The following is a 15,634-nucleotide window of genomic DNA, read 5'->3' as shown; positions in this document are numbered from 1 at the left end:
CTTCATTAATTACTAACGCTCCTCCCTATGTCCTTAGAAAAGAAGGTGCCAAAATGGATGTAAGACAATTTATTCAAAACCATCGCGGAGATTGGAAACAGCTTGAAGAGATGACAGCAAGTTTAAATAAGAGTAGAAGATCCATAACTGGTGAACGTATAGCTCAATTTTATCGACTTTATCAAAAAGCTGCCCAAAATCTCTCCTATAGTCAAACCTACTATCAAAATGAAGAAGTTACGCAATACTTGAATGGACTTGTATCAAGCTCTCATAATCTTTTATATAAAGATCAAGTATCAAGCATAAAACAAATCCGTTATTTTTTCAGTACAAAATTTATTGGATTACTTCTGGAACAATGGAAGTTTGTACTGATCGCAATGATTCTTTTTCTGCTCGGAGGTATAGGGAGTTTTCTTTCCGTTGCATCGGATCCGCTTCATATTTATTCCATTCTTCCGACAGAAATTACTCAGGGGGTTAATCCTGATCAACTTGGAAACAATGAAGGAGCGGTAAATTCGTCGGTAATGTCTGCGAGTATTATGACCAATAACATTCAAGTTGCGATTTTGGCATTTGCCGGTGGAATTACTTTCGGTCTTTTAACGGTTTATTTATTAATTTATAATGGCATTATAATTGGTGCACTTGCTGCGTTGTTTTGGTATCATGGCAAATCCTATGATTTTTGGGCTTATATTGTGCCACATGGGATGATCGAGCTTACAGCCATTTTCATTGCCGGCGGCGCTGGGCTATTAATGGGCTATAAGCTCTTTGTCCCTGGACCATATTCAAGAGGCAGACAATTGAAAGAACAAGGAAAACGGTCTGTTCAGCTTCTGCTTGGCACGATTCCTTTATTCGTTATAGCCGGCATCATTGAAGGCTTCATCACACCATCTACCCTTTCCTTAGAAACAAAATATATTGTCGCATTTTTAACCGTTATCGGTTTCATTCTCTATATTGTCATCGGAAAATGGAAACTGGCCAAAGTTACAAAAGGTTCTGATTCATAATGTCAATATAATGAGAAACAGCCGTTATGGCTAGGTTCTCCTCACGGGCCTCCACCATCAGGAGGCCCTGTTTTTCCCATTTTATTTTTTCCCATTTCTTTGCAAGCATCTGTTGCTGAGCCATGCTTTTGATCGTCGCAGCTTGTATATCAACCGGCTTCTCTTTTATTCTTTTTAAAAGTGTCTCATCTTCGATTCCCACCATTAAAAATAAATGCCGTTTCCTGAGACGTTTGAAAAAAACGAATGTGTTTTCTTCATGAAGAAAAGTACGGACATCACTGAATAATAGTAAAAGGCTGCGTTTTTTTTGGACAGTTTCCAAATATCGGAACACTGCTCCATAATTGGATTCAGTCGCATCTACTTTTAAATCATAAATAGCTTGCAGGACCGTTTGCAGATGGTCCATTCCTTTAGCAGGGGGGACATATACGTTTATTTTTTTCGAGAAAGCAAGAACGGAAACATAATCACCTTTCTTAAGGGCAGCTGCGGCCACCGTAAGGCTCGCTTCTATTACCTTTTCCAGTCGGTTTCCTTTCTCTAACTCAGCCCCCATCATTCTCCCACAGTCAATTAATATCATAATATATTTCCCGTGCTCCGGTTCATATACATTTGTCATTACTTCCTGCAGTTTAGCACTTTGCCGCCAATTGATTTTTCGTGGGTCATCCCCAACTACATAGCTTCTAATTTTTGAAAAATCAGAGGCTCCAATCCGCTGTCTTCGTATTTTCGATCCCTCATGCAGTAAAAATTGCTGAGCATTTTCCAAGTACTGCTTTGTTTCGGTTAAATCAGGAATCACTTTTATGGAACAGGTGAGTCGGACGGCGAATTGTTTCTCCCACAACCCTATGAAACTCTTATATCGACAATATAGCTTGTTTATATTATATTTTCCTCTTACGGAAGCAATAGTTTCAAACGTAAGCGTCTTAGTCGTGCTGCCAGTGACTTTTCCTAATATTGGAAATGCATTTTTAAACGATTGTGGCAGACCATCCATCAACCGATAAGAAATACTATATGGAGAGTCATTTCTCACTTCAATCTCCACTGTATAGGGAATTCCTCTTTCCATTTCCGCTGTTAAATTGCGTTTAAAAAAAAGCTGATTTTTTTTCGGGGAAAAAACCAGATCCACCAGACTGATAATAAAAACAGCGATATTTGCGGCGATGATGTAGCCCCACGAAATTCCCCCGCCGGTTCCAATTAATAGGAAAACGGAAAGAATAACAAACAGGAGCATTAAGCGTTTAGTCGGAATAATTCCTCTATCTAGGAACAGGAATCGATCCCACAAGTTCCTCAATGATTTGGTCAACGGCTGATCCCTCCAATTCTACATGCGGGGATAACTGAATACGGTGCCTTAGTGCAGGTTTTACAACCATTTTAATATCATCGGGTGTAACAAAATCTCGGTTCGATAGGTATGCCCAGCTCTTAGCGGCTTTTCCTATAGAGATACCTGCCCTAGTGCTCGCCCCAAAGCGAATCGATTCCGAATCCCGTGTTTTCCTCACAATTTGCATTATGTACTCTAACACATTCCCACCCACCGTTACATTCTCCATTTCTTTTCTTATGCTTAAGAAAGTGTTTAAATCAAGCACCTCATGGATAGGTTTTTCGCGAAAGGTATTTTCCAATACATGTTGTAATACATGTTTTTCTTCTTCAAATGCAGGGAATTCAATTTGCAACTTGAATAAAAAACGATCCTGCTGTGCTTCCGGCAGCGGATAGGTTCCTTCAAATTCAATTGGATTTTGGGTGGCCACTACAAAAAATGCTTCCGGCAAAGGGTAGGTTTCCCCTTGGATGGTTACCTGCTTTTCTTCCATCGCTTCTAAAAGTGCAGCCTGAGTCTTAGCTGGAGTACGATTAATTTCATCCGCCAAAAGAATATTGGTGAAAATCGGCCCTTTTAACGTTTGAAACGTGCTCTCTTTCATGTTGTAAATCATGCTGCCAGTGATATCGCTTGGCAGCAAATCCGGAGTGAACTGAATGCGGTTAAAGCTTCCACCAAGCAACCCTGCAAGCGTCCGTACCATTTGCGTTTTACCGGTACCTGGTACCCCTTCTAGGAGGACATGCCCGCCTGCTAAAATAGCCGACAATAGCAGCTTAAGATTTACACTTTGTCCCAAAATGCGCTCTTCATACTTTTCCAATAAGGATGCTAATTCTGGTTTCATCCTCTTTCCACCTCTTTCCTTAAATGGTCAAGTCTCACTGACCATAGCAAGTATTCCTGCTTGCTGATTTTTTCCTTTTTTAAAACCTGAATTAAACCACCCAAGAATGAATCAATTTCAGATTTTTCTGCGCTAAGCCATTTTCGTTCTAACTGCCCAGAGAGATCCTTCCAGTCCCGGCTGTACGGAATCCTCCATCGTTCTTGAAGCAGAAATTTAACATAATCCGATTGCATCCGCAACGAATCATGGTAACGTGCCCCCCTAAGAAGCCAAGCAGATAAGGCACGAATCGCCTCGTCACTAAAACGAACGGTTTCTTCCCTTGGGACAATAATCGGTCCAAAACGCTTTCCTTTATACCATAGCCAAAGAGCCATCAGTAGAATCCCCTGCAGAATGAGAAGTAAAAACCACTTTGGATAAACGGTCCAAAACGTGGAAGAGTCTCCCATACCATGAACATATTCATCAAACAAGATCGTGCCGTATTTGTTTTCTTGCATTAAATATAAAATAAGTGGCAGGTGATCATGGTCTAAAATTTCCCCATTGGTCATCCAATCAGGTGCAATCGCCACAATCAATTGTCCGTTGCCAAAAGATCGTTTTAATGCGACAGTCCCTGATTTATCATGTAATAAAACAGAATCCTCTTTCTTTGGCAGCAAACGAACGGAGGAACTAATTTCCGCCTTGTATTTCTGTTTATTTTGATCGTATATTTTTAGTATTCCATGAGCAGAAACCTCTTCTGTTTCTAGGTCAAACATCCCTTTAGGGTTGTTTTTTAATAACAGAATGGTGTTCCCCGCTTTCATAAAATCAATATATGCCTGCAATTCTTTTTTTTCCGATAACATCGAAGGTTCCACCATAATAAGTAAATGATTTGTTGCGCTTTTAGGCAATTTATCAGGTGAATGGTCCCAACGCTTGCTTTCCGTTTCTTTATTTAAAAGAGTGAAAAATGCCTTCACACCTGTTGGGGAAGGGGATTCGGTTACATAGCTTGGAAAGACCTTAGGTTTAGGTAAAAAGGAGACATAGCTAATAATCATGAAGATAAGAAATAAAACAGAAAACCATATCCAGCTTTGTCTATTTTTCATGGGTATTCACCTGCCCTGTTTTCTGGAATGGCGGAACTTCCCACAGCCACTCCATAACCCCCATTTTGAACGGAACATATTCGTCTTTCTCGATTTTTCGTTCCCCATACGTTACTTCATCGAAAAATTTCGCAAATTGAAAAAATTGATCAGCCATTTGTTTATTTACTTTCCGAAGCTCGTCGTAATACTCCCAATTTGTTTTCCATATTCTTGCCTCTAGCCATTCTTTTTCGTGAAAGTAAAGAAGTAAAGCAAGAAATAAATGGCGGGTTGACTGGGTGTATGCCCCTAATGCTTCCAGTCTTTTCGCTTCATTAATGTGTTGCTGGACTGACCAGTCTATCTCTAACCTTGATGTAAGCGGCTTTTGGTTCCTAAGATTTCGATCCTGCCTATAATGACGAATCAAAAAAATGACTGCCAATGCGATCAGGAGTAAAACAATGGCTATGATAACAATAAGAATGGGACCCGCACCACCACTTGTAGAATCGAAGGAAGGAAACAATTTGGCTAAAATTTCTCCTATCCATTGTTTCGCTTTTTCCCATAACGTTGCAAGCAATCCCTTCGAATCATCATAATAAACGGTATATTCTTTATGATTTAAAATATGTTCAAGCTCATCCTTCGCCTTGTTAGCATCCATCATATCACCTAACTAAGTGTTGAAGAATGATAGTCTTCAATCAATTCTTTTAAATCATCGGCATCATGTCTTGTTTTTAGATCTAAATACATTACCCCAAACCCTACGTAGGAAATCATGGTGGTAAACAAGCTCACAATATTTACAATGATGGACAATAACACACTATTTCCTAAAGCGATCCCCAATGCCGATTGTATCGTAAAACTGACTATAGAATTAATCAAATAAAAGACAATAAATAATCCTGCTAGAACCCATGTCCGTTTACGTGTCAACCTCCAGCTATTTCCAAGTCCTGGTGATATACGGTCCAGAACAACGGAACCAAGGTAAAAGCTCCAACGCGTTAGAAAATAAATAATTCCTACTGTAAAACCTAAAAATAAGACAATTCCTAGAATAATACCAAGAATGGGGTTCATAACGACGCTACCCCACACTATTAAAGCAATAATGAGAATCGCAGCACCAATTAATCCAAACGCAATCAACCCAAATAAAATAGTGCTTCCAAGCAGCGGCCAAAACCTGGAAAAGGCTTTTTTGATAAGCAGTTTAATTGTATACTCCTCATTTTTCGTGATATAGAGGAGACCAAACAAAATAGCTCCTTCTGCAACCGGGGAGAAAACAAAACTAATGATCCCACTCAAAAATGTTCCTATATCAGCGCCAATACTACTTGAATCAAATGTTTGTGATTCTTCAAAACTGTTGACAATCTGCGTAAACCATTGACTTCCTCCCCCAACTTGTCTGAAAAAGCTGGTTCCTGATGCAAGTTGAACAATCGCTTCCAGCAAATAAATCGGTCCCATGATAATCAGTAATATCATGAAAAAATCCTTAAAATGCTTTTTACATAAACTAAAGGTATGATCCAATATCTCTCCAAACCCTTTTGGTTTTGTAAATTTTTTCTCCAATTTCATACTCCCCCTTTTCATGAATAACATGATGATAAACACTATTTTACCATGCCAATTGCTTTTTTAGGGAAAAAATTGAAATGATGGAAAAAGGGGAATGTACTACATCCTACAAAAAATAGGGCTGCCTAAGCAACCCTAAGAGACTAATTTAATTTGGAAAAAGGACCCGTCGCTTCCTTATCCCACTTCAGGCTTCAATTGTTTGTTATCTTGTTGATTTAATTTTTGAACAGTTTCACTACTTGTATCGACGCGTTTAACAAATAGAGCTAACAATAGTGCGACAATGTTAATGCCAAGTGCAACATAGAATGAATATTGAATACCGGCTAATAAAGCTTTGTGCCCTAGTAAGACTTGAGATGCTTTTGTAAGAGTCGCTGGATCAACACTTGCCATTAAGTCTTCCGCTTTTGATTTTGTAACGGAATTCATAATTGTGATAAGAACGGCTGTACCAATGGAACCTGACACTTGTTGAGCCGTATTGTTAATTGCTGTACCGTGTGGATTTAATCGATTCGGCAATTGATTTAATCCGTTTGTCATGATTGGCATCATCACCATGGACATACCAAGCATCCGAAGTGTGTAAACTAAAATAATATAAGAATAACTTGAATCAATTTGCAAGTTTGCTAGCATGTAAGTAGAGAAGGCTGTTATCATGAGTCCAACTACTGCAAGAATACGCGGACCGAATTTATCAAATAATTTACCCGTAATCGGCATCATAATCCCCATCAATATCGCTCCTGGCAGCATCATTAAACCCGAATCAAGCGGCGAAATTCCCCTTACACTTTGTACATATGCAGGTGTTAAAATCATACCTGAGAACATAGCTACTGCGTTTACAATCGCAATAACAGATCCGAGTGCAAACATTGGGTACTTATAAACACGTAGGTCAAGTAATGGTTCCTTCATTATTAATTGACGAATAATAAAGATGCTTAAACAAATAGCCCCAGCGATTAAAGTGATTATGACGATTGAATCTGACCAGCCATCCGAACTTACAGAACTGAAGCCATATAGTAATCCACCGAACCCGATGGACGATAATACAACAGAAAGGTAATCAAGTGTTGCCTTTTTGTTTTGTTCCATTACATTATTCATTTTCCAAATTGCTAATAACAAACTAATAATAGCTAGCGGCAAGATCATTTTGAAAAGCAAGCGCCAGTCATGATACTCTACAATATAACCTGATAATGTCGGTCCAATTGCCGGAGCTGTGATCATTACCAACCCAAATACACCCATTGCTGCACCACGTTTTTCACGTGGGAAGCTAACTAGCATAATATTCATTAACAATGGTCCCATTACCGAAGAACCTGCAGCTTGGATCATACGTCCAGTTAAAAGCAGTCCGAAGTTTGGTGCGAAGGCTGCTGTTGCAGTTCCTAATGTGAAAATCGTCATCGCTGTAATAAATAATTTACGATTTGAAAAGCGTGTTATTAAAAAAGCAGATGCTGGAATTAAGACACCGCTGACAAGCATATAACCTGTAGAAAGCCATTGTACGGTTGAATAATCTTTTATTTTTAAGTCCACCATAATAGTCGGCAGTGCGACATTTAATAGCGAGTTATTTAGAAAAGAAACAAATGCACCAATAAATAAAATCGCAAGCATTAAATACGGTGGTTTTTTTTGTTGTAATACTGAATCCATCATTTATATCTCCTTATTTTGTAAAATTCCCTCTGTGGACCTAGACATTTTTGCCGTTAGGTCGTTTGCATATTTCCACGTTTATACCTTTTTCTTGAAGTTTTTCTACAATCTTTTTTAAGTTAATATTCTTCTTATTCCTTGATTCCAAGATCATTAGTGCTCTTCCTTATACAAGCCTCTTTTTAGCAGTTCCATTTGATCGATATAATTTTTTAGTGTTTCTTCATCCGATAATTCCATACCAAACATTTGAATTAGATTATGAAAGGTTACTGACATAGTAATTCTCATCATATTTTGCAGATCCTTTTCATCCTTTATGTTCAAATTTTTTGTATTGATTAAGCTAATAATATCTAAATACTGTCTTTTTTGACCCTCCACGTAAACACTGTTCACTAAAGTGTTTTCTAATTTATAATTCATATTTAAAAAAGCATTTTTAAAAAAGCTTTTATGTTCAGGATTTTTGTGGACTTTTATCAAAAATTTAAAGGATTCAATAAATGTCTCAAAAATATCACCATTCTTTTCCTTTAACATGGACATAAATCGATCCGCATTTTTTTGTGAGAGTTTATTTAACAAATAAAAATATAAATCCTCTTTGTCCTCAAAATACTGATAAAAGCTCCCTCTTGGAATACCTGCGTTCTTGATAATATTTGCAATGGATGCATCATGCAATGGGACTCTGGAAAACTCTTCTTTAGCAGATTGAATTAGAGTTTCCTGTTTATCTTTAGGTAAATGAAAAAACGTTTGTTTTGGCATAATTGGTTTTTCACCTCGTTTTTGTGACAACGTGTCATATATGATTACAAATCAAAATTATAAATGACACGTTGTCATAAGTCAATAATAAAAAATGACAATGTGTCATATATTTTGAAATCATGAAGCGGGAAGTGCTTTTGGTTGGCAATCTGCTTAGGTATTGGAATTAATTCTTCATAATGGAAGGTAAAATAGATTCTCTATTTCTAGTATTGAAAATATTTTATAGTCAAGCTATACTAGTGTAGAGTTCATTATTAAGAACAAAATGTATACCTGATAAAATATATATGGAAATTTTGGTATCGTGAATGATATAGGGGGATAACGATGGATTCTAAAAATGCAAGTGTTTATTATCAGACTTCATTACCAAATAAATTAACTTCTATGGAAGAAATTATTCTTAATAAAGAATGGGAATATCAATCTATGCTGGATGTATTAAATAGAATTGAAATAAAGCTAGATGTTTTGTTGAAAATGCAGAATACAGGAAGATTAAAATAGATTCTTCGTTAAACTCACATTAAAATATAATGTTTGATACACAAAACTATTATTTTGTTTCTTTATTCCACTTATCAAAAAAATATATAAACATTCTGCACTTTCTTCTTCTAAGACTAGAGTGGAGACTTGCTTCCTTCAAAATTGAAACCTCTTAGCCCATCATTTATAATGAAGATGTGGAATATTATCTATTTTTGTAATCTTTTGAAACATGTCTGTATCCGAAGACTTAGCTTCGAAAATATATTTTAATGATGAAGTGCTTCTTCCTAACACCTGCATTTTCCAACATAGGTTTCCAAGATTCTATTTTGGAGTCTATGTCAATTTGCAAGCCTAAAAAATAAGGAATCACGAACAAATAGCAAAGGAGAGTTTTTTGTGGGGGAGAAAATATTGCTTGTGGATGATGATGCGAACATCAAAGAAATACAAAGGATGTATTTGGAAAGGGAAGGATTTCATTTGTTTTTTGCCGGAGATGGGACTTCAGCTCTTGAAATAGCAAAGCTTCATCATCCGAATTTAATCATCTTAGATGTTACACTTCCGGATATGGATGGATTTGAACTATGTCAAATTTTAAGGAAAACAACGAAGGCTCCGATTCTGTTTTTGAGTGCAAGAGAAGACGATGTTGATCAAATTCTTGGCCATAGGATTGGCGGGGATGATTATATTACGAAGCCTTTTAGTCCAAGGCTACTCGTTGCAAAAGTAAAAGCACATTTACGGCGATCTCGGGAATGGAAGGATGAAGAAGGAAACAAGGTACCTCTGAAAGAAAAAACAACCCTTACCTTTCACGATCTAGTCATTGAAAAAGAAAATTATGTTGTGAAAAAAAATGGTACGGAATTGACACTCTCTGCAAAGGAATTCATGCTCTTGTGTTTATTAGCAGAACATCCAAATAGGGTGTACAGTGTTGATCAATTATTCGATTTCATATGGGGAGAAGACAGTGTTGGCGATTATCGGACTGTATTGGTTCATATCAGCAATTTACGAAAAAAAATTGAAACGAATCCAGCAAAACCTATGTATATTTTAACGGTAAGAGGGTTTGGATATAAGTTTAGTGTTTCTTAAGTTTGTTTATAGCCTTCTGGAAAAATCCCCTAATTTCATGTGGCTGTAAACCTATTTTTTTTGCTTCCAGGATTAAGAGCTTCCATTCTGTATATTGCTCAGCTGTAGTAATACGATTTTCAACTTTACCGCCTTTTTCCATTCCTAATACCTCCAGAAAATCAATTTCACCATAGTTAAAGTATAAATGGAAAAGTTAAAGTTCTGCTAAAGTCCCATTTAAATTTACCTAAAAGCTTATTTTCACTAAAAGACTGATAAATTATTAAACACAGATTTTAGATTTGTAGGTGATTTCATTGAATGACCAACTATTTTTACCTGGCTACAAACTTTTGGACATACAAACCGAAAACGCAGAATTCTCCTTTTATAAAGGATATTCTGCTGGAATGCAAAAACAGGTGTTAATCAAGGTGTGGAAAAAGAAAAAGAAAAACATAACTTTGTATGATAAGGCTTCCATCTATCACGACTTTCATATGAGCGAAAGTCTTGAAGCTGATTTTATCCTTCAGCCACTCAGCATGATTAAGCATATCAATGAGCCTTACATAGTTTACGAATACTTTCCTTGTGTTACTTTAAGGGAGCTCCTCCTATCCAATCCCGGTCTTCATATTGTGGATTGTTTACAGATTGCCATTAATATATCGTCGGCATTATCTTATATTCATGGGCGGCAAATCATTCATAAAAATATGAATCCGGACAATATATTAATCAATCCAAAAACGTTTAGGGTTAAATTGACAGGATTTAATCATGCAACCACTTTGAAACAGGAAAATTATGTGATTACTGCTCGTCCCAATAAAGTAGATAATCACCTTTCCTACCTATCACCGGAACAAACTGGGCGTATGAATCGCTCAGTCGATTATCGTACCGATTTGTATTCCTTAGGTGTTACGTTGTATCAAATGGCAACAGGCAAGCTTCCATTTGCGAACGAAGACCCTATTAAGCTAGTTCATGCCCATTTGGCGAAGACAGCTCCGGAGCCAAAACAGATGAAAAAGGAAATTCCGGAAATGGTGTCCGCTATCATTATGAAATTGCTGTCCAAAACACCAGAAGGAAGATATAACAGTGCTTTTGGGGTTAAAGAGGATCTACTATTCTGCTTATTACAGCTTCATTCCTTAGGTAAGGTGGATCCATTTTCGATTGGAAAAAAGGATTTCAACAATGTATTTGAATCTGCTTCTAAGCTGTATGGACGTGATCAGGAAAAAAATAGAGTAGAAATGGTGTTTAACCAAGTTAGTGACGGTGAAATAGGAATTGTTCTAATACATGGTCATTCTGGAATGGGGAAAACATCCCTAGTAAATGAAATTCATAAGCCGCTTATTGGCGAAAATGGATATTTTATTTCCGGAAAATTCGAACAACTTAACAGACAAGTACCTTATGCACCAATTATGCTTGCATTTCAAACACTCATTAGGCAAATCATGACAGAAAGTCCCATCTCCATTCAGCGCTGGAAAGAAAAGATTGAGCAAGAATTGACTGGGAATATTTCCATGCTGATCACCATGATTCCCGAGCTTAAATGGTTATTAGGTGAAGAAAATTACTACGAAGAAGAAGGTTCATCCGATGATTACCAAAAACAGCTAATATTTGTTTTTCAACGGTTTGTTAACATCTTTGCAGCAAAAGAACATCCGCTTGTACTATTTCTCGATGATTTACAATGGGCAGATATTGCATCCTTGGAGATGGTCGAATATTTACTTTCTCAGGCAAATTGTCCGTATATGTTGTTGATTGGTGCCTATCGGGATAATGAGGTGGGGGAAAATCATCCATTTGTAAAAACAATACAAAAGATTCGAGAGGCGGATGTTCCTATTACGGAAATTCCTCTGCACCATCTTAAGGAACAAACCATATTAGAATGGGTGCAAGATTCATTATTGGATAGCGGGGAACAAGTAGAGCAGCTTTCTGTATTAATGCATAGAATTACGCAAGGAAACCCTCTTTTTATGAGGCAGCTTCTGCAATCCTATTATGAGGATGGTTATTTGTTGCATCAGCCTGACAGAGGTAATTGGGTTGCGGATTTTAAAGGTATAACAGAGAAACCGGTTAAAGAGGATATTGTTGATTTTATAGTGGAAAGAATTCAAATGCTTCCTGATTCTACCCAACATATATTAAGGCTTTCCTCTTGTATAGGAAATTTTTTCGATTTAAAAACATTGGCAATCATTTCAGAAAGCAGCTACAAGGAAGCATCCGATTATTTATGGCCGGCACTTGAAACGGGTTTAATCATCCCAAACGATATGGTCTATAAATGGGTTTATCCGGAGGACGAGAAATTCCTATTGGAACATTATCCTCCAGCTTACCGTTTTCTTCATGATAAAGTACAGCAAGCTGTTTATTCCACTATGACCAGGGAGGAACAAGAACAAGCCCATGTAACCATCGGACGATTGCTTATGATATCTAGTGATAATATAGACGACCAGCTATTTACAATTGTGAAGCATCTAAATGTAAGCATACGTCATCTGCATCATCACGAGAAATTGCAATTAACTGAATGGAATATCATGGCGGGAGAAAGAGCGAAGGCTTCTGCCGCGTTTCAAGAAGCACTGACTTTCTTTCAAACAGCAAGTGAGCTTACCTGTGCAAATTGGAAAGATCACTATCATCTAACTTTCCGATTGATGAAGGGTCTTGGAGAATGTTACTACTTAACGAACCAATTTCAGAAGGCAGAGGAAATTTTTGATAGCATCATCCAGAATGCACAAACCCGTTATGAGAAACTTACAGTCTATCATATGAAAATTAGGTTATATGCACACCTTCATAGGGTCAAGGATGCTGTAAGATCTGGAATTGAAGGTTTGAGGTTATTTGGAATAAATATAGGCGAAAATCCTAGTAAGGTAGTTATTGGAAAAGAGCTTTTATTACTGAAGGCGAAACTGTATAGGAGAAACAAAGAAGATCTGTTAAAACTTCCTGAAATCCATAATAAAGATCAATATTTGATATTACAGACTTTCATCGCGATGACCGCTCCTTCTTTTCACTTAGATCAGAATCTGGCCACTTTACTTATGCTAAGAGAAATGAGGTTCACTCTAAAACATGGATTAACAGATATTAGTCCACTGGTATTTAGCAATTATGCATTGATTTTGAGCGCCGGCTTTGGTGATTTTAAAGGCAGTTATGAATTTGGAAAATTAGCGTTTGATCTTGCGGAGCATAATGGACCCCAGAGTTTAATAGGTAGAATTAATTTTACCTTTGCAGTATTTGTGAATCATTGGAGAAATCCACTTAATGAGAATCTCCACCTATTAGAGACGTCCCAGCAGTATTGTATTGAAGCTGGTAATATTCATCTAGCTGGTGCAAACGCTTCATTTATTGCTATTACCTTATTTATGAGTGGTAGTCCAATAGAGAAAGTAATGGAGAAGGTTTCCGGGCAAATTCAGTTTGTCAGGATAATAAAATACCCCATTTCTAATGGTTTTCTGACAGAGCTTTCCGGATGGCTGCAATTCCTGAACGGTGCAAATTCCGTTCGTACTTGGGATTTCGAAACAGTCCTTGATGATGATTCGGCGAAAATCATACATTATACGCTAAGGCTGCAAATGTCCTATCTTTTTCAGAAAAAAGATTATGCGAAGGAAATACTAAAGGCACTACGACCACTGATAAATAAACGTTTGACGCTGGTAGTCATTTCCGATTATTATTTTTATCACGGTCTTTGGCTCTCTCGTTTTTATGATGATGCAGATACGGAGAGTGAGAAAAAGGCGATTAGAAGAAAATTGGACCAATGTATAAAGAAACTAAAGAAATGGGCGGATTTGGCTCCTGAAAACTACATGCATAAGTATTTACTACTGAAAGCGGAGATGGCATGCATGGAGAAAGAAAAGGATTCCATTCTTTCGTTTTATAATGACAGCATTTATCATGCAGAGAAGCATGGTTTTATACAAGATGCGGCGATTTGCAACGAGTGTGCGGCAAGGTATTATGCGAAGAAAGGATATAAGAAGCTTGCGAGTGCTTTTTTTGCCGAAGCTTATAAGGGGTATGTAAGTTGGGGAGCTAAGGCAAAGGCAGAACAATTATCGGAAGAGAATAACGCCTTTTTTCAACCTGAAGTTTCCATAGAAGGGACGGCTGGGCAGCTATTTGATATACATGCCGCCATCCAAGCGACCCAAAGTATTTCGAAGGAAATCATTCTAATTAAATTATTGAATAAATTATTGGACATCACGATGGAATATGGCGGTGCAGACAGGGGTTCTTTTTTATATAAAAAAGATGATCAACTAGTAGTTGGTGCACAGAAAAGTTTAGATGAACATAACATGGATAGCCTGATAGGTAAGCAAATTTTAGAAATGGAATCTATTTGTGTAAATGTTGTTCATTATGTAGAATCCAGCAAGGAAACGATTGTATTGGATAATGCAGCAGTAGAAGGAATGTTTACGGAAGACGTTTATATTAAAGGCAAGAAGTTGAAATCGTTATTATGTCTTCCTATTTTAAATAAAGGAAGTTTAATAGGAATTCTTTATTTGGAAAATAATAAAGCGACTCACGCCTTTAAGGAAGGAATGATCCATTTTCTAACATTCCTATCAACGCAAGCTGCCATTTCTATTGAAAATGCTTATCTATACGAAAAGCTGGAATCAAAAGTCATCAAGCGAACAACCGAGTTACATAATGCCAACCATCACTTGGAAGAACTGAACCAGAAGCTTGAACTAGAAAGGCAATCTCGCAGCCATTTTCTATCTAATATATCGCATGACCTACGTTCTCCGCTAGCTTCTGTAAGGGGTTATATAGAAGCTATTTTAGATGGTGTGATTAAGGAAGAAAATCTACACGATTATTTGAGAAAAAGTATGGAACGTATAGAAGACTTGCAATTACTTATTCAGGATTTATTTGAGCTTTCAAAAATGGAAACAGGACAGTTTCAATTTTCCTTTGAAATCATTCCAGTTGATTTGCTAATGGAACATATCTTTCAAAAATATGAATATGACATCATAAAAAATGGTTTAACAGGCAAGTTGGAAAATCACGCTTCCGATTCTTTCGGCCTGTCTCCAATGGTAGAGATTGATTTTGAACGAATGGAGCAAGTCTTTTCCAATCTCATAACCAATGCCGTAAAGCACACAAAGCATGGCGAAATCATCTTGTCCTTAAATAACGATAACAATCGGAAACAAGTCATTATAAGCATACGTGATACCGGACCAGGCATTCCAGATGATGAATTGCCCCTAATTTTCGACCGTTATTACTCGAGAAATAGAAATAGCTCTATCAAAAATGGCAACGGCCTCGGTTTATCCATATGCAAAGAAATTATTACAAGCCACAAAGGCGAAATATGGGCAGAAAGTGAAGAAGGCAAAGGAACCACCTTCCTCATTCGTCTTCCGATTGTGGACATGGGGACAAGTCCCTTGTCCCGAAATGGAAAGGAATGGATCAGAAGTTGATTCATTCCTTTTTCAATGGAATGGTGTCAGGCACCACTCGTGGACGTTTTGGAGTTTTGTACGTGTGGAATGGACTG

General features: G+C 37.3%; 12 protein-coding genes. 4 read left to right on the top strand and 8 right to left on the bottom strand.

Annotation, left to right across the window (positions count from 1 at the left end; all coding sequences use genetic code 11):
• The first annotated feature begins 53 nt into the window (after positions 1-53).
• Positions 54-1,028: a stage II sporulation protein M gene (locus AC3WJF_RS10860; RefSeq protein ID WP_492452014.1), complete on the top strand. Its 975-nt coding sequence runs from the start codon at positions 54-56 to the stop codon at positions 1,026-1,028.
• Here AC3WJF_RS10860 and AC3WJF_RS10855 read toward each other — a convergent pair.
• The 7 genes from AC3WJF_RS10855 to AC3WJF_RS10825 form a co-directional block, all read right to left on the bottom strand.
• Positions 1,006-2,364, bottom strand: coding sequence for a DUF58 domain-containing protein (locus AC3WJF_RS10855; RefSeq protein WP_492452012.1), 1,359 nt, complete (start codon positions 2,362-2,364; stop codon positions 1,006-1,008). The genes AC3WJF_RS10860 and AC3WJF_RS10855 overlap by 23 nt on opposite strands.
• The gene (locus AC3WJF_RS10850) at positions 2,315-3,244 is read right to left on the bottom strand and encodes an AAA family ATPase (protein ID WP_492452010.1); all 930 of its coding nucleotides are present in this window, start codon (positions 3,242-3,244) and stop codon (positions 2,315-2,317) included. Before AC3WJF_RS10850 ends, AC3WJF_RS10855 begins: the two co-directional genes overlap by 50 nt.
• Positions 3,241-4,356: a DUF4350 domain-containing protein gene (locus tag AC3WJF_RS10845; RefSeq protein ID WP_492452008.1), complete on the bottom strand. Its 1,116-nt coding sequence runs from the start codon at positions 4,354-4,356 to the stop codon at positions 3,241-3,243. Before AC3WJF_RS10845 ends, AC3WJF_RS10850 begins: the two co-directional genes overlap by 4 nt.
• A complete protein-coding gene (locus AC3WJF_RS10840) occupies positions 4,346-5,011 on the bottom strand; it encodes a DUF4129 domain-containing protein (protein ID WP_492452006.1) in 666 nt (221 codons plus the stop codon). Before AC3WJF_RS10840 ends, AC3WJF_RS10845 begins: the two co-directional genes overlap by 11 nt.
• Before the next feature lie 5 nt (positions 5,012-5,016).
• Positions 5,017-5,937, bottom strand: coding sequence for a hypothetical protein (locus AC3WJF_RS10835; RefSeq protein ID WP_492452004.1), 921 nt, complete (start codon positions 5,935-5,937; stop codon positions 5,017-5,019).
• Between the two features lie 183 nt (positions 5,938-6,120).
• On the bottom strand, positions 6,121-7,632 hold the full coding sequence (locus tag AC3WJF_RS10830) for a DHA2 family efflux MFS transporter permease subunit (RefSeq protein ID WP_492452099.1): 1,512 nt from the start codon (positions 7,630-7,632) through the stop codon (positions 6,121-6,123).
• A gap of 156 nt (positions 7,633-7,788) precedes the next feature.
• Entirely contained in the window at positions 7,789-8,409 is a 621-nt protein-coding gene (locus tag AC3WJF_RS10825; protein ID WP_492452002.1) for a TetR/AcrR family transcriptional regulator, read from the bottom strand.
• A gap of 333 nt (positions 8,410-8,742) precedes the next feature.
• Here AC3WJF_RS10825 and AC3WJF_RS10820 point away from each other — a divergent pair, with 333 nt between their 5' ends.
• Positions 8,743-8,922: a hypothetical protein gene (locus tag AC3WJF_RS10820; protein WP_492452000.1), complete on the top strand. Its 180-nt coding sequence runs from the start codon at positions 8,743-8,745 to the stop codon at positions 8,920-8,922.
• Between the two features lie 384 nt (positions 8,923-9,306).
• Positions 9,307-10,017 carry a response regulator transcription factor gene (locus AC3WJF_RS10815; RefSeq protein ID WP_492451998.1) on the top strand — a complete coding sequence of 237 codons (711 nt, stop codon included), beginning with the start codon at positions 9,307-9,309 and terminating at the stop codon, positions 10,015-10,017.
• Here AC3WJF_RS10815 and sinI read toward each other — a convergent pair.
• Entirely contained in the window at positions 10,004-10,159 is a 156-nt protein-coding gene (sinI, locus tag AC3WJF_RS10810) for a DNA-binding anti-repressor SinI (protein ID WP_492451996.1), read from the bottom strand. The genes AC3WJF_RS10815 and sinI overlap by 14 nt on opposite strands.
• A 157-nt stretch (positions 10,160-10,316) precedes the next feature.
• Between sinI and AC3WJF_RS10805 the strand changes: the two genes are divergently transcribed.
• A complete protein-coding gene (locus AC3WJF_RS10805; RefSeq protein WP_492451994.1) occupies positions 10,317-15,557 on the top strand; it encodes an AAA family ATPase in 5,241 nt (1,746 codons plus the stop codon).
• Positions 15,558-15,634: the final 77 nt, after the last annotated feature.

It is taken from the genome of Heyndrickxia sp. FW510-T9 (genome assembly GCF_058781025.1).
Note: the sequence above shows the minus strand (reverse complement) of the source record. Positions and strands in the feature narration are given on the sequence as shown.